The 23645-nt window shown below is 34.9% G+C and carries 20 protein-coding genes and 1 riboswitch; of the genes, 19 read left to right on the top strand and 1 reads right to left on the bottom strand.

Annotation, left to right across the window (positions count from 1 at the left end):
• Window positions 1-73 precede the first annotated feature (73 nt).
• From NCC77_RS02775 to NCC77_RS02745, 7 genes are all read left to right on the top strand, one after another.
• Complete coding sequence (locus NCC77_RS02775; RefSeq protein WP_250834264.1) at window positions 74-1057, top strand: alpha/beta fold hydrolase; 984 nt, start codon at window positions 74-76, stop codon at window positions 1055-1057.
• A gap of 1 nt (window position 1058) precedes the next feature.
• Window positions 1059-3473 (top strand): bifunctional aspartate kinase/homoserine dehydrogenase I, encoded by a 2415-nt coding sequence (gene thrA, locus NCC77_RS02770; protein WP_250834263.1) that lies wholly within the window; start codon window positions 1059-1061, stop codon window positions 3471-3473.
• Window positions 3474-3671: 198 nt separating this feature from the next.
• The gene (locus NCC77_RS02765) at window positions 3672-4097 is read left to right on the top strand and encodes an OsmC family protein (protein ID WP_095928071.1); all 426 of its coding nucleotides are present in this window, start codon (window positions 3672-3674) and stop codon (window positions 4095-4097) included.
• Window positions 4098-4251: 154 nt separating this feature from the next.
• Window positions 4252-5424 (top strand): trans-sulfuration enzyme family protein, encoded by a 1173-nt coding sequence (locus NCC77_RS02760; RefSeq protein WP_250834262.1) that lies wholly within the window; start codon window positions 4252-4254, stop codon window positions 5422-5424.
• An 89-nt stretch (window positions 5425-5513) separates the two neighbouring features.
• Entirely contained in the window at window positions 5514-6026 is a 513-nt protein-coding gene (locus NCC77_RS02755; protein WP_250834261.1) for a dienelactone hydrolase family protein, read from the top strand.
• Between the two features lie 59 nt (window positions 6027-6085).
• Entirely contained in the window at window positions 6086-6592 is a 507-nt protein-coding gene (locus tag NCC77_RS02750; protein ID WP_250834260.1) for an RDD family protein, read from the top strand.
• Between the two features lie 122 nt (window positions 6593-6714).
• Window positions 6715-7125 (top strand): RrF2 family transcriptional regulator, encoded by a 411-nt coding sequence (locus NCC77_RS02745; protein WP_008466594.1) that lies wholly within the window; start codon window positions 6715-6717, stop codon window positions 7123-7125.
• Window positions 7126-7198: 73 nt separating this feature from the next.
• On the opposite strand, the gene NCC77_RS02740 is transcribed toward NCC77_RS02745, so the two are convergent.
• On the bottom strand, window positions 7199-7981 hold the full coding sequence (locus tag NCC77_RS02740; protein ID WP_250834259.1) for a sulfite exporter TauE/SafE family protein: 783 nt from the start codon (window positions 7979-7981) through the stop codon (window positions 7199-7201).
• Window positions 7982-8291: 310 nt separating this feature from the next.
• Here NCC77_RS02740 and NCC77_RS02735 point away from each other — a divergent pair, with 310 nt between their 5' ends.
• From NCC77_RS02735 to metF, 12 genes are all read left to right on the top strand, one after another.
• A complete protein-coding gene (locus NCC77_RS02735) occupies window positions 8292-9194 on the top strand; it encodes a sulfite exporter TauE/SafE family protein (protein WP_250834258.1) in 903 nt (300 codons plus the stop codon).
• Between the two features lie 26 nt (window positions 9195-9220).
• Window positions 9221-9931, top strand: coding sequence for a phosphoadenylyl-sulfate reductase (locus NCC77_RS02730; protein WP_250834257.1), 711 nt, complete (start codon window positions 9221-9223; stop codon window positions 9929-9931).
• A 153-nt stretch (window positions 9932-10084) separates the two neighbouring features.
• Entirely contained in the window at window positions 10085-10984 is a 900-nt protein-coding gene (cysD, locus tag NCC77_RS02725; RefSeq protein ID WP_017497285.1) for a sulfate adenylyltransferase subunit CysD, read from the top strand.
• Window positions 10985-11128: 144 nt separating this feature from the next.
• On the top strand, window positions 11129-12373 hold the full coding sequence (locus tag NCC77_RS02720; RefSeq protein WP_250834256.1) for a sulfate adenylyltransferase subunit 1: 1245 nt from the start codon (window positions 11129-11131) through the stop codon (window positions 12371-12373).
• A 106-nt stretch (window positions 12374-12479) separates the two neighbouring features.
• Entirely contained in the window at window positions 12480-14570 is a 2091-nt protein-coding gene (locus NCC77_RS02715; RefSeq protein WP_250834255.1) for a HEPN domain-containing protein, read from the top strand.
• A complete protein-coding gene (cobA, locus tag NCC77_RS02710) occupies window positions 14563-15336 on the top strand; it encodes a uroporphyrinogen-III C-methyltransferase (RefSeq protein WP_250834254.1) in 774 nt (257 codons plus the stop codon). Before NCC77_RS02715 ends, cobA begins: the two co-directional genes overlap by 8 nt.
• Before the next feature lie 73 nt (window positions 15337-15409).
• Window positions 15410-15991 (top strand): precorrin-2 dehydrogenase/sirohydrochlorin ferrochelatase family protein, encoded by a 582-nt coding sequence (locus NCC77_RS02705; protein WP_250834253.1) that lies wholly within the window; start codon window positions 15410-15412, stop codon window positions 15989-15991.
• A gap of 97 nt (window positions 15992-16088) precedes the next feature.
• Window positions 16089-17141 (top strand): NAD(P)/FAD-dependent oxidoreductase, encoded by a 1053-nt coding sequence (locus tag NCC77_RS02700; RefSeq protein ID WP_250834252.1) that lies wholly within the window; start codon window positions 16089-16091, stop codon window positions 17139-17141.
• Between the two features lie 506 nt (window positions 17142-17647).
• A riboswitch (SAM riboswitch) is annotated at window positions 17648-17764 on the top strand.
• 385 nt (window positions 17765-18149) lie between these two features.
• Window positions 18150-19154 (top strand): homocysteine S-methyltransferase family protein, encoded by a 1005-nt coding sequence (locus NCC77_RS02695; RefSeq protein WP_250834251.1) that lies wholly within the window; start codon window positions 18150-18152, stop codon window positions 19152-19154.
• Window positions 19155-19220: 66 nt separating this feature from the next.
• Window positions 19221-19637 carry a hypothetical protein gene (locus NCC77_RS02690; RefSeq protein ID WP_250834250.1) on the top strand — a complete coding sequence of 139 codons (417 nt, stop codon included), beginning with the start codon at window positions 19221-19223 and terminating at the stop codon, window positions 19635-19637.
• Between the two features lie 242 nt (window positions 19638-19879).
• Window positions 19880-22555: a methionine synthase gene (gene metH, locus NCC77_RS02685; RefSeq protein WP_250834249.1), complete on the top strand. Its 2676-nt coding sequence runs from the start codon at window positions 19880-19882 to the stop codon at window positions 22553-22555.
• A 90-nt stretch (window positions 22556-22645) separates the two neighbouring features.
• Complete coding sequence (gene metF, locus NCC77_RS02680) at window positions 22646-23602, top strand: methylenetetrahydrofolate reductase [NAD(P)H] (RefSeq protein WP_095928056.1); 957 nt, start codon at window positions 22646-22648, stop codon at window positions 23600-23602.
• Window positions 23603-23645: the final 43 nt, after the last annotated feature.

Below are 23645 nucleotides of genomic sequence, written 5' to 3'. Positions count from 1 at the left end.
ATTTTTTCTAGTTAAACCTAGTTTTTCTTTCTAATATTTCCATATACAAATCAATAATACAACAGATTTGAAATTGGAAAATATACCAAATCCCATTATAATTCAAGATTTCATCACAGAAAGTGGTGCAACTTATCATGCTATACCATTAAGTTTTACGCTGGCAGGGCAACCTTTGCACAGCGCGCCTATTGTTTTGGTTAATCATGCTTTAACTGGAAATTCGCAAGTTACTGGCGAAAATGGCTGGTGGAATGACTTAATTGGTAAAGGTAAAACCATTGATACTGCTGTTTATACCATTCTAGCTTTCGATATTCCAGGAAACGGAAGCAATTCTTTTTTAATTGACAACTATTTAGATTTTACGGCTAGAGACATTGCCAAAATCTTTATCGAAGGTGTAAAAGCGTTAAATATCGAAAAACTTTTTGTGGTTATTGGAGGTTCTGTTGGTGGCGGAATTGCTTGGGAAATTTTAGCTTTAGCGCCAAATATAACAGAAAACCTTATTCCGATTGCGAGCGACTGGAAATCGACTGATTGGCTTATTGCAAATTGCTTTTTACAAGAGCAAATTCTCAATAATTCTTCAAAACCAATTGAAGATGCCAGAATACATGCAATGCTTTGTTACCGTTCTCCAGAATCTTTCAAAGAAAAATTTCAGCGCACGATCAACCAAGATCTTTTGATTTTTAATATCGAAAGCTGGCTGGCACATCACGGAAAAAAATTGCAGAAAAGATTCCAATTGTCTTCTTATAAATTAATGAATCAGTTGCTTAAAACAATTGATATTACTAGAAATAGTGAAAGTTTTGAAAATTTATTGTCTAAAACAAAAGCTTCAATTCATATTATCGGAATCAATTCGGATTTGTTTTTTACAGCAAAAGAAAACGTAGAAACCTACGAAGAATTGAAGAAGTTTAAAGATAATGTTTTCTATAGCGAAATTGATTCGGTTCACGGACATGACGCTTTTTTAATCGAGTACAAACAATTAGATCATTTACTTGCCGACATTTTTAAGGCAGAAACAATAAAGAAATAAAATGAAAGTATTAAAATTTGGAGGTAAATCGTTAGCAAACGGAGAAGGACTTAACAAAGTTGTTTCAATCATTTCTGATAAAGTAAGTCAAGGTGAAAAAATTGCCGTTGTAGTTTCTGCACGCGGAAATGCTACAGACGAATTAGAGTTTATTTTGAGCATTGCTGCTAAAAACGGCAGTTACAAGGAATTATTAGAGAATTTTAAAAAATATCAAATATCAGATTATCCGAATGTAGATTTATCGGAGGAATTTGGTGTCTTAGACAAACTTTTTGAAGGCGTAAGTTTAATTGGCGATTACAGCAAAAAAATCAAAGATCAGATTTTATCAAAAGGAGAATTACTTTCGGCTAAATTATTAACGGCTATTTTATTGGAAAAAGGAATTCCAGCCAATTTTGTAGATACAAGAGAATTGTTGAAAACCGATTCTAAATTTGGTGATGCACAGCCTTTAGAACAGCTTTCAAAGAAAAACGTAGTCAATTATTTTAAAGAACATAACGGCGAAACGGTTAATATAGTTACAGGCTTCATTGGCTCAAACAACAACAACGACACAACTACTTTAGGTAGAAATGGCAGTAACTATACCGCTTCGTTAATCGCAAATTATTTAAATGCAGAAGAATTACAAAACTTCACGCACGTAGACGGAATCTATACGGCAAATCCAGATTTGGTTGCCGATGCTAAGAAGATTGAATATTTATCTTTCAATGAAGCAAATGAGCTGGCAAATTTTGGTGCAACGATTCTTCATGCGAAGACAATTATTCCTTTGTTAGAAAAGAATATTCCGCTTCGTATTTTAAATACTTTCAATCACGAAAACCGTGGAACTTTAATTACATCTGATTCTTCTAAAGAAGGAATTAAAACGCTTTCTGTTTTAGAAAATGTCTCTCTTGTAAATCTTGAAGGACGCGGATTACTTGGAAAAGCAGGAGTTGATGCTCGAATTTTTAAAGTAATGGGAGATCACAATATCAGTGTGAGTATCATTTCGCAAGGTTCTTCAGAAAGAGGAATCGGATTGGTTGTGGCAACAGAAAAAGCTACTCTTGCAATGGTCGAATTGGAAAAAGAATTCGAAAATGACTTCTATTCTAAAGACGTAAATCAGATTACGGTAACAGATAATGTATCGGTAATTTCGATTATTGGTCAGGATTTGAGCACTTTCCATAAACCGTACACGGCTTTAATCAAAAATAAAATTGTTCCGATTTTGTTTAACAACACCGTAACAGGTAAAAACGTGAGTTTGGTTGTTAAAAAAGAAGAATTAAATAAAGCTTTAAACGTAATTCACGGAGAGATTTTTGGAGTTTCGAAAAAGATCAACATTGCCATTTTTGGTCATGGACTAGTAGGAGGAACTTTGATTAATCAAATTTTAGAATCGGCTGCAGCAATCGAAAAACGTAAAGATATTAAGTTGAATGTTTTCGCTATAGCGAATTCTAAAAAACTGCTTTTGAACAAATACGGTGTTACAGATAACTGGAAAAACGATATTCAAACAAAAGGCGAAGCTTACACGATTAAAGATATTATTGCTTACGCAAACGAACATCATTTAGAGAACTTAATTGCAATTGATAATACAGCAAGTGCAACTTTCGTTGAGAATTATATTCCGCTTGTAGAAAGTAGTTTCGATTTGATTTCTTCGAATAAAGTAGCTAATACTTTGACGTATGGTTTCTATAAAGAATTGAGAAAAGCTTTGGCAGAAAACCAAAAGAATTACTTATACGAAACCAATGTGGGGGCAGGATTACCGTTAATTGATACCATTAAATTATTACACCTTTCGGGAGAAAATATCACAAAAATTAAAGGGGTTTTCTCTGGAACATTAAGTTATTTATTCAATAATTTCTCTGCGAAAGATGCTCCTTTTAGCGAAATCTTGCAAGAAGCAATTGATAACGGATACACAGAACCAGATCCGCGTGAGGATTTATGCGGAAATGACGTTGGTAGAAAATTATTAATTTTAGCTAGAGAATTAGATTTGCAAAATGAATTTGAAGAAATCTCAATTCAGAATTTAATTCCAGAGCACTTACGTGAAGGAAGTGCTGCCGATTTCTTGACGAAATTGAAAGAATTCGATCCAATTTACGCTAAAATAAAAGCAGAGCAACAGCCAAATCACGTTTTAAGATATATTGGTGAATTGTCTGGAGATTTGCAGAATGACAAAGGAAATCTAGAAGTCAAATTAGTTTCAGTACCAAAAGATACTGCATTAGGTGGATTAAAAGGTTCTGATTCTTTCTTCGAAATTTATACAGAATCATACGGAGATCGTCCAATCGTTATTCAGGGAGCCGGTGCAGGTTCTGCAGTAACAGCAAGAGGAGTTTTCGGAGATATTTTGAGATTGTCTGATAAAGGATAAGACGATTTTAGATTTTAGATTGAAGATTTTAGATTTAAGATTTGCAAGCCTAGTTTGTCATTTCGAGGAACGAGAAATCACACTCGGAACTCGACAAAGATTGGCGATATTCTTTGCGGAATTTCTAGTGCGATTTCTCCTTTCAGTCGAAATGACAAAATTGAATAGAATAAAAAACAAAAAAAAAATAACAACACAATGAAAGTAAGTTTAAACAGAGTAAATGACGCATTTCATTTTAAAGTAAAAAATGAACGCGGACACGTAGTTGACGTTGATAGCAGAGCCGAATTTGGCGGAAGCGATTTAGGTGCAAGCCCAATGGAATTGGTATTAATGGGAGTTGCAGGATGCAGCGCTATTGATATGATTTCTATCTTAAAAAAACAGCGTCAGGAAATCACTTCTTTTAATGCTGAGGTTGAAGGAACACGAGTTCAAATCGAAGAAGCAAAACCTTTCAAAGAAATAGATGTGGTTTTTTATTTAGAAGGAGAAATCAACCCGGAAAAAGCCAAAAAAGCAGCACAACTTTCTTTCGAGAAATACTGTTCAGTTGCCAAAACAGTTGAACCAACGGCGACAATTAAATACAAAGTTGTCTTGAACAACGAAGCTTTATAAATTAGATAATTAGTCAATTAGGGAATTAGATAATTCTTGGATTGAGTTGAATAATAGACTCGTTTTGGTTTAGGTTTTTAGATTTCTTTTGCCTCGTTGGAAAACTTGAAACTTAAAACTTGAAACCTGAAACAAAAAAACAAAACAACACACAATGAATACAGAAGAATTTGGTTTTGAAACACAAGCCATTAGAACACAATTAGAGAGATCACAATATTTAGAACATTCGGTGCCTTTGTACCTTTCGTCAAGCTTCGTTTTTGAAGATGCTGAAGATATGAGAGCTTCTTTTACAGAAGAAAAAGAAAGAAATATCTATAGCCGTTTCAGTAATCCAAACACTTCGGAGTTTGTAGATAAGATCTGTAAAATGGAAGGGGCTGAGTCTGGTTATGCTTTTGCAACAGGAATGGCAGCAGTATATTCTACTTTTGCAGCTTTGTTAAATTCTGGAGATCATATTGTTTCTGCAAGCAGTGTTTTTGGTTCTACTCACGCTTTGTTTATGACTTATTTTCCAAAATGGAATATCGAAACTTCTTATTTCGAAATCAATAAGCCAGAAACAATCGAAAGTTTCATTAAGCCAAACACAAAAATTTTATATGCCGAATCTCCGACAAATCCTGGAGTTGACGTAATTGACTTAGAATTGTTAGGAAATATTGCTAAAAAACACAACTTGATTTTAGTGATCGACAACTGTTTTGCAACACCATATTTGCAGCAGCCAATTAAATTTGGAGCACATTTGGTTATCCATTCTGCAACAAAATTAATTGACGGACAAGGACGTGTTTTAGGTGGAGTTACAGTTGGAGATGCAGAGTTAATCAGACAGATTTATTTATTTTCAAGAAATACAGGTCCGGCTTTATCACCGTTTAATGCGTGGGTTCTTTCAAAAAGTTTAGAAACATTAGCAGTTCGTGTGGATAGACACTGCGAAAATGCTTTAAAAGTAGCTGAATTTTTAGAAAGCCACCCAAATGTAAACAGCGTAAAATACCCGTTCTTGAAATCGCATCCGCAATACGAAATTGCTAAAAAGCAAATGAAAGCGGGTGGAAACATCATCGCATTTGAAATTAAAGGCGGAATCGAAGCGGGAAGAAAATTCTTGAACTCAATTCAACTTTGTTCGTTATCAGCAAATATTGGAGATACAAGAACAATTGTTACGCATCCAGCTTCTACAACGCACAGCAAGTTATCTGAAGAAGATCAATTAGCAGTTGGAATCACACAAGGTTTGGTTCGTGTTTCTGTTGGTTTGGAAACTGTTGAAGATGTAATTGCAGATTTGAAGCAAGCATTGGCTTAAAATAAAATATAATACTTTTGAAGGGCTATTTTTTCTAAAATAGCCCTTTTTCATATAAAGAAAATTGCTTTTAAAACTAGATCCATAACATGAAAAAACCAAGATTGCTTTTGTTATCAGATTTGTTTGGAGGTAATCCTAAATGGGTTGAGTATTACATCAAAATATTGGAAGTTAAATATGATATTCAATATTATGATGTTTTAGAATTAGCTCAGATGAACTCAATAAATACTGAAGTCAAAATTCATAATCAATTTTTAAATGGAGGACTTGAAAAAGCAGTAGTTAATTTGTTGGCTTTTGAAAAAGAAAAAGTTGCCGTTTTAGGTTTTAGCATTGGCGGAACTATTGCGTGGAAAGCTTCTCTAAAAGGCTTAAAGATTACAGAATTCGTGGCTGTTTCTTCTACAAGATTGCGTTTTGAAACTGAAATGCCTAATTGTAAAGTCAAACTTTATTATGGTGAAAAAGATTTGAATAAGCCTAATGAGGAGTGGTTTTTGGACTTAAAAATTTCAAATCAAACTATTGAAAATCGAGATCATCTTTTATATAAGGAAAAAGAGATTGCTTTTCTTTTTTGTAGTAATTTTTTGTAATTAATGCTGCGAAAGACATATTTTTGTGAATCTAGAATATTAAATAATTAAAGCAAAAAATGGCTAATTCTACATATGTGCTGGGAAAGAAATTGTTAACGTCTGATCGTGATCGTTTTTTTAATGGCATTATTGATTTTGTTTTTATTTCAGTTTTCATATTTGTTTTTTCATTTTTCGTTGTAATTATAGGAAATGTTTTTCAATGGGACATTTATAGCGCTTGGGTAGAAATCATGATAAGCCTTGGAGTAGTAGGAACATATCTTTCTTTTGCAACGATTTATTATTTGTTTTTGGAAAGTCTTTTTGGAAGAACAATTGGAAAAATTGTTACAGGAAGTGTTGTGGTGGATGAAAATGGGCTAAAACCAAGTTTCAAGATTATTTTTATTAGAACTTTATGTCGTTTAATTCCTTTTGAGGCATTATCTTTTTTAAGTAAATCAGCAAGATTTTGGCATGATTCGTTTTCTAAAACCTACGTTGTGGAGAAAAAAGATTTAGAACAAGATATGGAAAATTTTTATTCTTTAGATTTAATTGGTAAAAAGGAAGTAATCTGATAGATTTAGTAGAATTTAACTTTATTCTTTGTGATAGTTCAAACAAAAAGCATACTTTTGTTATTCAATAATTTGCAAGAGTTTGATTTGAAATTAAATTCTGCAGTCAAAATTTTACATTAGTGCTTTCAAAGAAAACAAAATACGGAATTAAAGCTTTAACTTATTTAGCCAGACGTGAGAATAATGAACCGGTACAAATAGCTGAAATTGCGAAAAGCGAACATATTTCGATAAAATTTTTAGAAAGTATTTTACTGCTGTTAAGAAACTCAGGTTTCCTAGGTGCTAAAAAAGGAAAAGGCGGAGGTTATTATCTGATAAAAGATCCAAAAGATATCAGTATGGCCAAAGTGTACCGTATTCTTGAGGGGCCAATTGCTTTATTGCCTTGCGCGAGTCATAATTTTTATGAAAGATGCGATGATTGCGATGATGAATCAACTTGTGCTGCTAGACGTTTAATGACAGAAGTGCGTGATAATACACTTAAAATATTAGAAAGTAATTCTTTAGCAGATATTGCGTTTTAAGAATTAGTTAGTTCATATAAAAAAAGACCATTTCTAAATTTGAAATGGTCTTTTTTGTTTTTATCTAATGTTTTTAAAAAATCAATTTATATCCCGCTAAGAAAAGCATTACTGCAATTGCATTTCTAAGAAACTGGTCAGGCACTTTTCCGCTTAGCATACTTCCCATATAGATTCCAGGAAGCGATCCCATTAATAATTGACCCAATAAACCTATATCTAAATTTCCCATTGAAGCATGGCCAATTCCAGCTACTAAAGTTAAAGGAACAGCGTGTGCAATTTCGGTTCCGACTAAACGAGGAGTTGGTAATAATGGATAAAGGAAAAATAAAGTCACGGTGCCCAATGCTCCAGCGCCAATAGAAGTTAAGGTTACGGTTGCTCCTAGTAAAACTCCAATTCCAATGGTAAGCATGTTTTGTGTAGTGCTTTCACTATGAAATTTATCTCCAGCATGCTTTTGAGAAAAAACTAAAAGTTTCTTTTTGAATATTATCGCTATAGAAGTAAACAGTAAAGCCCATCCTAAACTGTACTTAATAACTCGATTTATAGTTTCTATATCGGTTTTAATGCTATGTAAAATCCATAAAGTTACTAAAGCAGCGGGAACGCTTCCTAAAGTCAGCCAGCCCGTGATTTTCCAGTTGATGTTCCCTTTTTTATTGTGTACAAATATTCCTCCAGCTTTGGTAAAAGCAGCGTATAGTAAATCGGTTCCTACTGCGGTTGTTGGAGAAATGCCGAAATATAATAAAATAGGAGTCATTAAAGAGCCTCCTCCAACACCTGTTAACCCAACAATAAAACCAACTGCTAAACCTGCTATTACAAGACCGATCTGAAAATCCATGAAAAATTATTTGCCGCTAAAATAATAACAATTTTATAATTATCCTATAGATTTTGTAGAGATTAAATGTGTATTTTTGTGGATCACAAAATGGGATCATGTTGTTAAAATAATAAGAGGCAGCATTTAATTTGTTAAAATAATCACTAATTCTTTTTTAAATCTCTTTTAACTTGGTTTATAAGAGGATAGCTTATGTAAAAAAGTAAATATATTGTTTTGATATTTCGAAATATATAGTACTTTTGCAAAGTAATCTACTAAGCCGATAGGGTAATGGATTTTTAAGAACAAAAACAATTCTTAAAATATGGAAAATGAACTTAAGTTAAACAACACGATAGTAAAGTCTGATTCTTTATTAAAGGAAAAATTGTGGGTTGTAATACCTGTTGTTTTATTGTTAGGTTTGGCAGTTACATTAATTTATAATCATCACGCTGAATTTTCGTGGGATGGTTTTGTTCAGGGATTTGATGAAAATCTTTTAGCGTTTTTTTTAATTGGTGCTTTTGCTCAATTGGTAGATGGTGCTTTAGGGATGGGATATGGAGCAACTTCTACGTCATTTTTATTGGCTTATGGAGTTTCGCCAGTTTTGAGCAGTACGGCAGTTCACGTTTCAGAAATGTTTACAACCGGAGCATCGGCGCTTTCGCACCACCGTTTTGGAAACATCAATAAAAAACTAGTCAAACATTTATTGATTCCCGGAGTTTTAGGATCAATTACAGGAGCTTATTTATTATCAGATGTTATTGACGGAGATATTATTAAGCCTTTTATTGCGGTTTACATGATTATTCTGGCAGTTGTAATTATCAGAAAAGCTTTGAGAAAAAGTGTTGTTAAAAAGAAAACTAAGAAACTAGGCGTATTAGCAGTGTTTGGAGGTTTCATGGATTCTGTTGGAGGAGGAGGTTGGGGGCCAATTGTGACTTCAACATTATTAGGAAGAGGAAGAAACCCGAAATATACCATTGGGTCTGTAAATGCGGCTGAGTTTGCCATTTCGTTTGCAAGCGGAATTACTTTCATGCTTTTTGGCGGAATTCACGGCTGGCAGATAATTATCGGATTGATTTTAGGAGGAGTTATTTCAGCGCCAATAGCAGCTTATTTGGTAAATAGAATCAAAAGAAAACCAATGATGGTTGCGGTTGGAGTTCTAATTATAATATTGAGTTTAAAAACATTATCTAAATTATTGTAAAAGATAATTTTAGAAAGGAGAGATTTATGAGTGCGATTATTGTACAAGAATTATTAGAAAAAACTGCAGCTCTTTCGCTTGACGAAACCTTAGTTTTTTTAGCAAAAGAATTTCCGGGAAAAGTAATTTTTTCGACATCTTTCGGTCAGGAAGATCAGGTAATTACTGATTTTATTGCAAAAAGCAATACTGATATTACCGTGTTTACTTTAGACACTGGAAGATTATTTCAGGAAACTTACGATGTTTTTCATAAAACATTAAAAAAATACAAAAGACCAATCGAAGTTTTTTTCCCAGAAGCTGCTTCAGTAGAAAATCTTCTGAAAACAAAAGGGCCAAATAGCTTTTACGATTCGGTTGAAAACAGAAAAGAGTGCTGTTTTATTCGAAAAGTGGTTCCATTAAGAAAAGCTTTGGCAGGAAACTCAGTTTGGATTACGGGTTTAAGAGCAGAACAATCAGAAAACAGACATGATTTAAATCTGTTTGAATACGACGGAAACTTCGAAATTATCAAATTCAATCCGTTACTAAAATGGACTTTAGAAGAAGTTGAAACGTATTTATCCGAAAACAATGTTCCGCAAAACGCTTTACACAAACAAGGTTTCGTAAGTATTGGATGCGCACCGTGTACGAGAGCAATTTTTCCTGGAGAAGATATAAGAGCCGGAAGATGGTGGTGGGAATCAAGCCATAAAGAGTGCGGACTTCATAGTGCTAAGAAAGAGTAGATAGAAGCAAGAAGAAAGAGGCGAGACTTTCGCAGAGAATAGGATATAGATTATAGAATAAAGAGTGGAGATTTTTAGATCAGGCAACTTGAAACTTTAAACATGAAACCTGAAACAAAATTTTTCACAAACAAAATATCAAACAAAAAAACAATGAGTTCAGTATTAAAAACAAACGCTTTAGAGAGTGAAGCGATATACATTTTCAGAGAAGTAATTTCACAGTTTGACAAACCGGTTTTACTTTTCTCAGGAGGAAAAGATTCTATCACATTAGTGCGTTTGGCGCAAAAAGCATTTTTCCCTGCTAAGATTCCGTTTCCTCTATTACACGTTGATACGGGACACAATTTCCCTGAAACAATTGCTTTCAGAGATAAATTGGTAGAAGAATTAGGTTTAGAGCTAATCGTTCGTAATGTTCAGGATGCTATTGATGAAGGAAAAGTGGTTGAAGAAACTGGAAAATATTCAAGCCGTAACAGCTTGCAGACTACAACGCTTTTGGATGCAATTGAAGAATTTAAGTTTGACGCTTGTATTGGTGGTGCACGTCGTGATGAAGAAAAAGCAAGAGCAAAAGAACGTATTTTCTCTGTTCGTGATGATTTCGGACAATGGGACGAAAAAAATCAGAGACCTGAGTTGTTTGATATTTTAAATGGAAAAATCGAAAATGGACAAAACGTTCGTGTTTTCCCAATTTCAAACTGGACAGAATTAGATGTTTGGAGCTATATCGAGAAAGAACACATCGAGATTCCATCAATCTACTTCTCACATAAAAGAAAAGTTTTTTTGAGAGACGGTTTAATCTGGTCGCATTCTCCTTTTGTGTACCAAGAAGAAGACGAACAAATCGAAGAAAGAATTGTTCGCTTCAGAACCGTTGGAGATATGAGCTGTACAGCAGCTGTTGAATCTTACGCAGCAACAATCGAAGAAGTAGTTGGAGAAATCAGATCATCAACCATTTCTGAAAGAGGAGCCAGAATCGATGATAAACGTTCTGAAGCTGCAATGGAAAAGAGAAAACAACAAGGATACTTTTAATAATTGTTAATTATGAATTGTTAATTGTTAATGCAATTCGGAACGGAATTTTAAAAGTAAAAATCAAGAAAACAAAAACATACAGTTTTATAAGTTTCGAGAGAACATGAAACATGAAACTTTAAACCTGAAACAATATATAAGATGGACGTTTTAAAAATAGCAACAGCAGGAAGTGTAGATGACGGAAAAAGTACTTTGATCGGGAGATTATTGTATGACACAAAATCATTGACGACTGATAAGATAGAAGCAATCGAAAAAAGCAGTAAACAAAAAGGATACGATTATCTTGATTTTTCTTTGGCAACTGATGGTTTAGTGGCGGAAAGAGAACAAGGAATCACGATTGATGTTGCTCATATTTATTTTTCGACTGCAAAGAAAAGTTACATTATTGCCGATACTCCGGGTCACGTAGAATATACAAGAAACATGGTTACAGGAGCTTCTACTTCTCAGGTTTCTATTATTTTAATTGATGCTAGAAAAGGAGTTATCGAGCAGACTTACCGTCACTTTTTTATCAATAATTTATTGAGAGTAAAAGAAGTAATCGTTGCGATTAACAAAATGGATTTAGTTGATTATTCTGAAGAAGTTTTCAATAAAATCAAAGCAGATTTTCAGGCATTAAATGCAAAAAGTACTTTCAAGGAACAAAACGTAAGTTACATTCCGTTAAGTGCAATCAACGGTGGAAATGTTGTTGACAAATCTGAAAATATGCCTTGGTATGACGGACAAACGGTATTGGAACATTTAGAAGGATTGCATGCTCATGATGTTTTTGAAGCAGGAAAAGCACGTTTCCCGGTTCAGACTGTGATTCGTCCAAAAACTGAAGAATACCACGATTTCAGAGGTTACGCAGGAAAATTATACGGAAACTCAATCAAAGTTGGAGATGCTGTAACAGTTCTTCCTTCTTTAACAGAATCTAAAGTATCTAAAATTTACTTTTTCGATAAAACATTTGACGAAGCCGTTGCAGGTTCTTCGATCACAATCGAATTAGAAAATGATATCAATGTAACGAGAGGTGATATGATTGTAAAATCATCAGAGCTTCCAAAAATTGAAAAAGATATTACCACAACAGTTTGTTGGATGGACAGCAAGAAATTGGTTCCAGGAACTAAATATTTGGTACAACACAATACAAATAGAGTTTTAGCAAAAGTAGAAAGCATCAAAAATACAATTGCAACAGATTACTCGGGAACGACAGAAGCTTCACAATTGTCAATAAACGAAATTGGAGAAGTAACGATCAAATTAAGCAAACCGTTATATTTTGATTCATACAACGAAAACAAATCAAACGGAGCTTTCATCTTAATTGATACAGCAACTAACACAACAGCAGGAGTAGGATTTATTAGGTAAACCTGCTATAAGCTTTAAGCAATAAGCCTTAAGCTTAAAAGATTGAAGACACAAAGTTTAAAAAGCTTATAGCCTACAGCTTAAAGCCTAAAGCAAGAAAAAGAAAATGGAAAGTTTTAGAACAGAAATAGAAAATCCGGTAGTTCAGAAGGAGATTATCGAATTAGAAAAAAAGATTCACTTATTCCGTGGAGGAAAAATTGATGATGAGCGTTTTCGTAGTCTTCGTTTAGCGCGTGGAATTTATGGTCAGCGTCAGGAAGGCGTTCAGATGATTCGTATCAAATTGCCTTATGGTAAAGTAACCAGCGAGCAATTGGTGCGTATCACGCAGGTTTCTGATGAATATTCTACAGGACGTTTGCATATTACAACACGTCAGGATATCCAGATTCACTACGTGAGTTTAGACAGAACACCAGAACTTTGGGCAGATTTGGCTAAAGACGATATTACACTTCGTGAAGCTTGTGGAAACACAGTAAGAAATATTACAGGAAGCGAATTAGCAGGTGTAGACGTAAACGAACCGTTTGATGTTTCGCCTTATGCACACGGACTTTTTCAATATTTGTTAAGAAACCCAATCTGTCAGGAAATGGGACGTAAATTCAAAATTTCGTTCTCTTCTTCAGACGAAGATACAGCTTTGAGTTATTTACACGATTTAGGATTTATTCCAAAAATTAAAGACGGACAAAAAGGTTTCAAAATCATGTTTGGTGGAGGTTTAGGATCTCAGCCAGCACATGCTGAGTTGCTTTCAGAGTTTGTTCCCGTAAACGAAATCATCCCAACAGCAGAAGGAATCATCCGTATTTTCGATAGATACGGAGAACGTGCAAAAAGAATGAAAGCGCGTATGAAATTCTTAATCAAAGAAATGGGGAAAGATGCTTTTCTTGATTTGGTTGAACAAGAGAAAAAAGCCATCGCGTTTGAAACATACGAAATTGATACAACAGCTTTTGATAGTCCAATTCCAGAACCATTATTAGAAGTTCCGCAAGTTACAATCGAAGATACAGAAGCTTATGAAGCTTGGAAAAAATCGAATGTAATCAAGCAGAAACAAGACGGTTATTATGCTATTGGAATCAAAGTTTTATTAGGTGATTTTTATACTGATAAAGCCAGATTATTAGCCGCTTTAATTAAAAATTACGCAGCAAATGAATTACGTTTTTCATTGCGTCAAAATATTGTAATACGTCACGTAAAAGAAGAGAATTTACCATTCTTTTACCAAGAATTAGCCAAGTTGGATTTTGTTCAATTAGGATATAATTCAGTTGGAGATATTACGGCATGTCCGGGTACTGATACTTGTAATTTGGGGATTGCAAGTAGTACCGGTATTGCAGAAGAATTAGAAAGAGTTTTAACGGCAGAATATCCTCAGTATTTAAACAACCGCGAAATCGAAATTAAAATTTCAGGCTGCATGAATGCTTGCGGACAACATAATATGTCTGCAATTGGATTCCAAGGAATGTCTATCAACTCAGGTAAACTCGTTGCTCCGGCTTTGCAGGTTTTATTAGGAGGAGGAAGATTAGGAAATGGAGCAGGGCGTTTTGCTGATAAAGTAATCAAAGTGCCTAGCCGTAGAGGTCCAGATGCATTGCGTACCATCTTAAATGATTTTGATGCTAACGGAAGCGGACAAAAATTCCTAGATTATTATGATACAAAAGGAGAGAAATATTTCTATGAAATCTTAAAACCTTTCGCAGACGTAACCAATTTAACAGAAGCTGATTTTGTAGATTGGGGTAATGCAGACAATTACGTAAAAGCAGTTGGAGTTGGAGAATGTGCCGGAGTTGTGATCGATTTAGTGGCGACATTATTGTTTGAAGCGAAAGAGAAATTGATTTTGGCTCAAGAATCTTTCGACGAGAAAAAATGGTCAGATGCAATCTATCATGCTTATGCAGGATTTGTAAATGGAGCAAAAGCATTATTATTGGCTGAAAACCAAAAAACAAACCACCACGCAGGAATTGTAGATTTATTTGATACTGTTTTCATCGACACTAGTAAAATCGAATTAAACTCAACTTTTAAAGACTTGGTTTACCAAATCAATAAAAATGAACCATCTGAAGCTTTCGCTAAAGGTTACATTGCACAAGCAACAGTTTTCTTTGACAAAATCGAAACTTTCAGAGCACAGGAATTAGCAAATGCATAATATAAAATCCAAAATAACTTTAGTCGGTGCAGGTCCGGGCGATCCCGATTTACTGACGCTAAAAGCTGTAAAAGCATTGGCTGAAGCAAATGTGGTTTTATACGACGCATTGGCCAATGAAGAAATTCTGGATTACGCACCAAAAAATGCCATCCGAATTTTTGTTGGTAAAAGAATCGGAAATCATGCTTACACGCAGGATCAAATCAATCAATTGATTGTAGATAATGCTTTGACTTACGGAAACGTAGTTCGATTAAAAGGTGGAGATCCATTTATTTTCGGAAGAGGCGGAGAAGAAATTGATTTTGCTGAAAGTTTCGGAATTGAAACCATTGTTGTTCCAGGAATTTCATCGGTAGTTGCCGTTCCCGCAAGTCAGGGAATTTCGATTACAAAACGAGGCATTTCAGAAAGCTTTTGGGCTATTACCGGAACAACTTCTGATAGAAAATTATCGTCAGATGTAGCTTTGGCTGCACAATCTTCTGCAACTGTTGTGATTTTGATGGGAATGCACAAATTGCCACAAATAATCAATTTGTTTCAAAAAGAAGATAAAGGAAATTTACCCGTTGCGATCATCCAAAACGGAACAACAACAGAAGAAAAAGTGGGTGTAGGAACAGTTGATTCAATTTTAGAAGTTGTAAAAGAAAAAGGATTAGGTTCACCAGCCATTATTGTTTTAGGCGAGGTTGTCCGCGAAAGCAATAAACTAAAAGGATTTTACGAAGAATTTCTATCAAAAGAAACCATTCATTAAAATAATTATATGTTCCGTTAGGAACAATTCGTTGGTAAATCATCTAATTTTGTTTAGATGAAATTAAATTAAAATGGAACAAAACGAATTATATCCGATATTTCTAAAGCTTCACAATTTAAATGTTTTGATTGTAGGCGGAGGAAATGTAGGTCTGGAAAAGCTTTCTTTCTTGCTAAAATCAAGTCCGAATGCAAATGTTGAGGTAGTGGCAAAAGAATTTCATTTAGAAATAAAAGTTCTGGCCGAAAAATATCCTTCGATTAAATTGACGGAAAAAAAGTTCAAAAAGAAAATGCTTAAAAAACGTCACATGGTAATTGCCTGTACAGACGATTTGAAAGTAAATAAAAAGGTTTACGATTTGGCGAGAAAACGTTATTTGATTTGCAATATAGCCGATACACCAGATTTATGTGATTATTATTTGGGCGGAATCGTAACAAAAGGAAATGTAAAAATTGCTATTTCAACCAACGGAAAATCACCAACAACAGCCAAAAGGCTTCGGGAGTTTTTTGAAGAAGTAATTCCTGAGGATATCAACCAAATGGTTGAGAATCTGAACGAATATCGAAAAACCTTAAAAGGCAATTTTGAAGAAAAGGTTAAACGAATGAATGAGATAACCGATTCATTAAAAAATAAAGAGTAAAAAAGTTTCGGAAAGAAATTAATGATAAAAATCATTGAAAGTACAAGGATTTATTCGTTTCTTTGCGTTATTAAGAATGATTATAAACAACAACATAATGATTAAAACAGATATACTTATAATTGGAGCAGGCCCAACAGGTTTATTTGCCGTATTCGAGGCAGGATTGTTAAAATTAAAATGCCACATTTTAGATGCTCTTCCACAACCAGGAGGACAGCTATCAGAGTTATATCCAAAAAAGCCAATTTATGATATTCCTGGATTTCCAGAAGTATTAGCCGGAGATTTAGTTGACGGATTAATGGAGCAAATCAAACAATTTGAACCAGGTTTTACTTTAGGAGAACGTGCTGAAACAGTTGAAAAGCAAGAAGACGGATCTTTCATCGTAACATCAAACAAAGGAACTAAATTCCACGCACCAGTTATCGCAATCGCTGGAGGTTTAGGAAGTTTTGAGCCTCGTAAACCACTTATCGAAGATATCGAGTTTTATGAAGATAAAGGAGTAAAATACTTCATCAAAAATCCTGAGAAATTCAGAGATAAAAGAGTTGTTATTGCAGGAGGAGGAGATTCAGCATTAGATTGGAGTATCTTCTTGGCAAATGTAGCTTCAGAAGTAACTTTAATCCACAGAAGAAACGAATTCAGAGGAGCTTTAGATTCTGTAGAAAAAGTACAGGAATTAAAATCAGCTGGAAAAATTAAACTAATTACACCAGCAGAAGTTATCGGAATCAATGGTGCTGAGCACGTTGAGTCACTAGATATCGAAGAAAACGGCGCACACCGTAAAATCGAATGCGATTATTTCATCCCGCTTTTCGGATTAACACCAAAATTAGGTCCAATTGGAGACTGGGGATTAGAAATCGAGAAAAATGCAATTAAAGTAAACAATGCATTAGATTACCAAACTAACATTCCGGGAATCTTCGCTATTGGAGACGTAAATACATACCCAGGAAAATTAAAGTTAATCCTTTGTGGTTTCCACGAAGCAACTTTAATGTGCCAAGCTGCATACGGAATCATCAATCCAGGTAAAAAATATGTATTGAAATATACAACAGTTTCTGGTGTAGACGGTTTCGACGGAACTCGTAAAGAAGCTCCAAAAGCGGTTGTGAAGGCGATTGTTTAATCGAAGGTGCTGAGGTTCTAAGGGACTAAGGTGCTAAGATTTTTATATAGAAAGCTCAAACTTTTAGTTTGAGCTTTTTTTATATAAAACATATTCAAACATAGCCAGTGGTTTCAACCACTGGAACACAACATATAGACACAACGCACAATCAATTTACATGATAACAAAAACAAAACGGATTATCACAATACGTTTCCCGTGGTTGAAACCACGGGCTATATTAGAAAAACAGTTTTAGCTTTTTTATTAATCCCAGAGGGATGACATATTTATAGAAAAGAAATTATTCGTTTGGGCAAGAGCTCCAGCGGAGCGAAATATATTTCGCTCCGCTGGAGCTCTTGTGTTGTGCTTGTCTTTTTTCTATAAATATTATGCTCCTCTGGAGGCTAAATCACGTAAAAGATAAAACCTTAGCACCTAAGTACCTCAGAACCTTAGAAAAAAACATTTGCAAATAGAAACCCTATTTCATACCTTTGCACTGTTCTTAAAATTATTGTCAGTTATCACGAAAGGCGGAGGGATAGACCCGATGAAACCTTAGCAACCCTTTATCATAAAGAAGGTGCTAAATTCTACTTTATACGACATTTTCCAGTATTAAAGATAGATAACACAAATACATACTCGTATTTCTCAAAACTTTTCTCGATAACATATAATATTTACTGAAACAGATTCTGTATCAGGAGCGAATCATTGGCGCATTTTTGCAGTCAATAGTTCCCGCTTTTCGTTGCAATCTTTTGCTTTTTTAAAGAAAAAAATCAAAAGGATTTCCACTTCAAACGGAGTTCACTGAACTCCTATGAAAATAGAAATTAAGTGAAGTAATCGGGGCTAATGAGCCAGCAATAGTGCACTTTTGGAATTAAAGTGAAAAAAATATCCGAAGCAAACCTAACAGGTTTTAAAAACCTGTTAGGTTTAAACTTCACAATCATAATAAAAAAAACTTAGCATCTTAGAACCTTAGCGTCTTAGCAGCTAAAACAAAAAAATATGGCAATTACAATTCAAGAAGCAATAAAAAAAAATATCCTAATCCTTGATGGAGCAATGGGAACAATGCTGCAGCGCTATAATTTCTCAGAAGAAGATTTCAGAGGAGAGCGTTTCAAAGATTTTCCACATCCGTTAAAAGGAAACAACGATTTACTATCCCTAACACAACCACAAGCGATCCGCGATGTTCATGCCGCTTATTATGAAGCTGGTGCTGACATTGTAGAAACCAATACTTTCTCGGGAACGACAATCGGTATGGCCGATTATCATATGGAAGATTTGGTTTACGAGTTAAACTACGAATCGGCAAAACTCGCACGCGAGGTTGCCGATGAGTTTACCGCAAAAAATCCGGAAAAACCTCGTTTCGTAGCCGGTTCAATTGGACCGACAAACCGTACGGCAAGTATGTCACCAGACGTAAATGATCCAGGTTACAGAGCCGTAACGTTTGACGATTTACGAATTGCTTACAAACAACAAGCAGAAGCTTTAATGGATGGTGGATGCGATTTACTTTTAGTAGAAACGATTTTTGATACACTAAATGCAAAAGCAGCACTTTTTGCAATTGAAGAAGTAAAAGAAGAACGCAACATCGATATTCCAATCATGGTTTCGGGAACAATTACAGATGCGTCTGGAAGAACACTTTCGGGGCAAACAGTTGAAGCGTTTTTGATTTCAATTTCACATATTCCGTTATTAAGCGTAGGATTCAATTGCGCCCTTGGAGCCGATTTGTTGAAACCATACTTAAAAACATTAGCGCATAACACAAGTTTTAATGTTTCGGCGCATCCAAACGCAGGATTGCCAAATGCATTCGGACAATATGATGAAACGCCAGAACAAACTCAGGCTTTCATTAAAGAATATTTAGATGATAATTTAATCAATATTATTGGCGGTTGTTGTGGTACAACTCCAGATCATATTAGATTAATGGCTGAAGTTGCGAAGGATTATAAGCCGAGAGTGGCGCCTGTTATTGAATAATTTTCACGAAGTTTAAAAATGAAGAAAATTTTGTTCTTGGAAAGCAAAAAATAATTGTAAAGCGAAATGAATAATTGGAAGACTATTTTTTTATTTATGATAGCTGGCTTACTAATATATGAAGTATATAAGAATGTTCAGCAAGATGATTATAGAAAATCTTTCAAAGGTGAAACAATTGCATTAGTAACTATAAATGAAGGTTCAAGAGAAGACAAAGTTTTAAGATATTATTTTTATACAGATCGAAAAATTTTAGGAAAAATTGGAAATAGATCACGTCATAGTAATTTATATAAAGAGATAAATAAGTTTTATAAAGTAAAATACGATTTGAATAAACCTGAAGAGAATGAAATTTTCTTAGAAGAGGAAGTAAAACATGATTCTTTATCACTCGTTAAAGCGGGTTTTACTAAAACTAAATATTATGAATATGATGATGTAACTCATGGATATTTAGAAAAATCAAAATGGAAATGAACAGGAAACACAAAACGTGTTTTGAAACCGGATCTGCGTGAGGGATAGAAGTGAAAAGCCCGCAGACCAATGTAGTGAAACGGAATTGGTTGAGGACTTGCAACGGATAGCCCGACCCGGAGGGGCACGCCCAAAATAATAAACATGAATACCTACAAGGTTTTAAAAACCTTGCAGGAAAGAAATAGAATAAAAAAACTCAGAATCTAAGCATCTTAGAATCTCAGTAACTTAAAAAAGAAATGACAGAAAAAAGAAGAGACCTTGTATTATCAGGATTAGAACCGTTGATTATTACGCCCGAAAGTGTTTTCGTGAATGTTGGTGAGCGTACAAACGTAACAGGTTCAAGAAAATTCCTAAGATTAATCAAGGAAGAGAAATATGACGAGGCACTTGATATTGCGAGACAACAAGTAGAAGGAGGAGCACAAATCATCGATATTAATATGGATGAAGGAATGCTTGATGGTGTTACTGCAATGACTAAATTTTTGAATTTAATTGCGGCAGAACCAGACATTTCAAGAGTGCCAATTATGATCGACAGCTCGAAATGGGAAATCATCGAAGCAGGTCTAAAAGTAGTACAAGGAAAAAGCGTTGTAAACTCGATTTCGTTAAAAGAAGGAGAAGAAGCCTTTATTCACCACGCCAAATTAATCAAACGTTACGGAGCAGCTGCTATTGTTATGGCTTTTGACGAAGTTGGTCAGGCGGATAATTACGATCGTAGAGTGGAAATCTGCCAACGTTCGTATGATATTTTGGTAAACAAAGTAGGATTCCCTCCGCAGGATATTATTTTCGATTTGAATATTTTCCCGGTTGCAACAGGAATGGAAGAACACCGCCTGAATGCTCTGGACTTTTTTAGAGGAACAAAATGGGTTCGTGAGAATTTGCCACATGCACATATCAGCGGTGGAGTGAGTAACGTTTCGTTCTCGTTTAGAGGAAATGATGTTGTTCGTGAAGCGATGCACTCGGTGTTTTTGTATCACGCAATTAAAGAAGGAATGACGATGGGAATCGTGAATCCAGAGATGCTTACGATTTACGATGATATTCCGAAAGACTTATTAGAACACGTTGAAGACGTAATTTTAGATAGACGTGACGATGCTACTGAAAGACTTCTGGATTTTGCAGAAAATGTAAAAGGGGAAGTAAAAAGCGATGAAAAAGCGATTCAGGAATGGCGTTTAGGATCTGTTCAGGATCGTATTACACATTCGTTGGTAAAAGGAATCGATGCTTTTATTGAAGAAGATGTAGAAGAAGCTCGTTTGGCAGCAACGAAACCAATAGAAGTTATCGAAATCAATTTAATGACGGGAATGAATGTGGTTGGAGATTTATTCGGAAGCGGAAAAATGTTCCTGCCTCAGGTGGTAAAATCGGCTCGTGTAATGAAAAAAGCAGTGGCTTATTTATTGCCTTTTATTGAAGCAAGCAAACAAGCAGGAGATAAACAAGGAAATGGAAAAATCCTAATGGCAACTGTAAAAGGAGACGTTCACGATATTGGTAAAAATATCGTTTCGGTGGTTTTAGCTTGTAACAATTACGAGATTGTAGATCTTGGTGTTATGGTGCCTCCGGAAAAAATCATTGCGGCGGCGATTGAACATCAAGTAGATATTATTGGATTAAGCGGATTGATCACGCCTTCGCTTGACGAAATGGTGTATTTGGCAAAAGAATTAGACAAACAAAATATTAAAATCCCGATTATGATTGGCGGGGCGACGACTTCGCGTGCGCACACCGCGGTGAAAATTGCGCCTCAATATAGAGAAACTGTAATTCACGTAAACGATGCTTCGAGAGCCGTTACCGTTGCAGGAAATCTGCTAGATCATAACCGAAAAATATATGCGGCAGATATTCGTGCAGAATACGATTCTTTTAGAGAAACATTCTTAAATCGTTCGAGAGATAAAAACTTCCTTACGATTGAAGATGCCCGCAAAAACAAATTGCCATTGGATTGGTCTGAATATACGCCAACTAAACCAAAAGTAATTGGTGCACAAACGATTGAAATAGAACTAGATGTTTTGATTCCATATATCGACTGGACGCCATTTTTTCAGACTTGGGAATTGTACGGAAAATATCCTGCAATTTTAACCGATGAGGTTGTGGGCGAACAAGCAACATCTGTTTTTAAAGATGCTCAGGCGATGCTTAAAGTGATTTTAGAAGAGAAAAAACTTAAAGCAAAAGGTATTTACGGAATTTTCCCTGCGAATCAGGTGGATGATGACGATATCGAATTGCGTGATGAAAACGGAAAAGTTCTGGAGAAATTCTTAACGCTTCGTCAGCAGTCGCAAAAAACAAAAGGCGCTCCAAACATTGCTTTAGCCGATTTTATTCTGCCAAAAGAAAGCGGAATTGAAGATTATATGGGAGCGTTTTGCGTAACCACAGGTTTTGGTGTAGATGAATGGGCTGCGGAATATGAAAAGAATTTAGACGATTATAATTCGATTATGGTGAAAGCACTTGCTGATCGTTTTGCTGAGGCTTTCGCCGAATATCTTCACGAGAGAGTTCGTAAAGATTTTTGGGGTTATGACAGCGAAGAATCTTTAACCAACGAAGAATTGATTAAAGAAAGTTATAAAGGAATTCGTCCGGCTCCGGGTTATCCAGCTTGCCCTGATCACTTGGAAAAACCAACGATTTGGAAGCTTTTAAATGTAGCCGAAGAAATTGGAGTAACCTTAACAGAAAGTATGGCGATGTGGCCGGCTTCTTCAGTTTCAGGATATTATTTCGGAAACCCAAAAAGTAGATATTTCGGATTAGGAAAAATAAAAGAAGATCAGGTTGTAGATTACGCCAAACGACGTAATGTCTCAACAGATTACGCCATGAAATGGTTAAACCCTAATATAGCAGATTAATAAAAGTTATTTTGGTTTCAGGTTTCAGGTTTCAAGTTCTCTACAGCAACTTGAAACTTGAAACCTAAAACTTGAAACAAAAAATAAAAAATGAAAGTAACAGAGCATATAGAAAACGCCAAAGGAAAAACATTATTCTCATTTGAAATTATTCCACCTCAAAAGGGGAAAAGCATTCAGGAATTATACGATAATATTGATCCGTTAATGGAGTTTAAACCGCCGTTTATTGATGTAACGACTTCTCGTGAAGAATATATTTATATTGATAAAGGTAATGGACTTTTGGATAAGAAATTAACTCGTATGCGTCCAGGAACGCTTGGAATTTGCGCTTCTATAAAACATAAATACAATGTAGATACGGTGCCGCATTTGCTTTGCGGTGGATTTACACAAGAGGAAACCGAATACATGCTGGTTGATTGCCAGTATTTAGGAATCAACAACGTAATGGCACTTAGAGGCGATGCAATGAAAGACGAACAATCTTTTGTACCGAAAGCAGGAGGAAATCATTACGCAGTTGATTTGGTTCGTCAAATCAAAGATTTAAATTGTGGAAAATATCTGCACGAAGTGATGGATATTGATAATAAAGCTGACTTTTGTATTGGTGTTGCGGGTTATCCGGAAAAACATTTAGAATCACCATCTTTACAATCAGATTTAAAAAGATTAAAAGAAAAAGTAGATGCAGGAGCAGATTATGTGGTAACACAAATGTTTTTTGACAACTCAAAATATTTTGCCTTTGTAGAAAAAGCAAGAGAAATGGGAATCACAATTCCGATTATTCCTGGAATAAAACCTATTGCGGTTCAGAGACATTTACAGGTTTTACCACAGATTTTCAGAATCGATTTGCCAGAAGATTTAATCGATGCTGTAGATAAATGCAAAAACAACGCTGAAATCAAACAAGTCGGAATCGAATGGGCGATTCAACAGTCATTAGAATTGAAAGCCGCTGGAGTTCCATTTTTGCACTATTATTCAATGGGTAAATCTGAGAATATCCGCCAGATTGCAAGTCAGGTTTTTTAGTTTTTTTTACCATTAAGAGATTAAGCTCATAAAGTTTAGCTTA

The organism is Flavobacterium tyrosinilyticum, assembly GCF_023656565.1.
Lineage (GTDB): Bacteria > Bacteroidota > Bacteroidia > Flavobacteriales > Flavobacteriaceae > Flavobacterium > Flavobacterium tyrosinilyticum.
This window is presented reverse-complemented; position numbering and strand designations above follow the sequence as displayed.

What these genes read in the sequence shown, in the direction of transcription:
- NCC77_RS02750 (WP_250834260.1), top strand. Translation starts at nt 6,086, where the DNA reads ATGGCTAATTCTACATATGTGCTGGGAAAGAAATTGTTAACGTCTGAT.
- NCC77_RS02720 (WP_250834256.1), top strand. Translation starts at nt 11,129, where the DNA reads ATGGACGTTTTAAAAATAGCAACAGCAGGAAGTGTAGATGACGGAAAA.
- NCC77_RS02765 (WP_095928071.1), top strand. Translation starts at nt 3,672, where the DNA reads ATGAAAGTAAGTTTAAACAGAGTAAATGACGCATTTCATTTTAAAGTA.
- metF (WP_095928056.1), top strand. Translation starts at nt 22,646, where the DNA reads ATGAAAGTAACAGAGCATATAGAAAACGCCAAAGGAAAAACATTATTC.
- thrA (WP_250834263.1), top strand. Translation starts at nt 1,059, where the DNA reads ATGAAAGTATTAAAATTTGGAGGTAAATCGTTAGCAAACGGAGAAGGA.
- NCC77_RS02740 (WP_250834259.1), bottom strand. Translation starts at nt 7,981, where the DNA reads ATGGATTTTCAGATCGGTCTTGTAATAGCAGGTTTAGCAGTTGGTTTT.
- NCC77_RS02690 (WP_250834250.1), top strand. Translation starts at nt 19,221, where the DNA reads ATGAATAATTGGAAGACTATTTTTTTATTTATGATAGCTGGCTTACTA.
- NCC77_RS02705 (WP_250834253.1), top strand. Translation starts at nt 15,410, where the DNA reads ATGGAACAAAACGAATTATATCCGATATTTCTAAAGCTTCACAATTTA.
- metH (WP_250834249.1), top strand. Translation starts at nt 19,880, where the DNA reads ATGACAGAAAAAAGAAGAGACCTTGTATTATCAGGATTAGAACCGTTG.
- NCC77_RS02755 (WP_250834261.1), top strand. Translation starts at nt 5,514, where the DNA reads ATGAAAAAACCAAGATTGCTTTTGTTATCAGATTTGTTTGGAGGTAAT.
- NCC77_RS02715 (WP_250834255.1), top strand. Translation starts at nt 12,480, where the DNA reads ATGGAAAGTTTTAGAACAGAAATAGAAAATCCGGTAGTTCAGAAGGAG.
- NCC77_RS02700 (WP_250834252.1), top strand. Translation starts at nt 16,089, where the DNA reads ATGATTAAAACAGATATACTTATAATTGGAGCAGGCCCAACAGGTTTA.
- NCC77_RS02695 (WP_250834251.1), top strand. Translation starts at nt 18,150, where the DNA reads ATGGCAATTACAATTCAAGAAGCAATAAAAAAAAATATCCTAATCCTT.
- cobA (WP_250834254.1), top strand. Translation starts at nt 14,563, where the DNA reads ATGCATAATATAAAATCCAAAATAACTTTAGTCGGTGCAGGTCCGGGC.
- NCC77_RS02730 (WP_250834257.1), top strand. Translation starts at nt 9,221, where the DNA reads ATGAGTGCGATTATTGTACAAGAATTATTAGAAAAAACTGCAGCTCTT.
- cysD (WP_017497285.1), top strand. Translation starts at nt 10,085, where the DNA reads ATGAGTTCAGTATTAAAAACAAACGCTTTAGAGAGTGAAGCGATATAC.
- NCC77_RS02735 (WP_250834258.1), top strand. Translation starts at nt 8,292, where the DNA reads ATGGAAAATGAACTTAAGTTAAACAACACGATAGTAAAGTCTGATTCT.
- NCC77_RS02760 (WP_250834262.1), top strand. Translation starts at nt 4,252, where the DNA reads ATGAATACAGAAGAATTTGGTTTTGAAACACAAGCCATTAGAACACAA.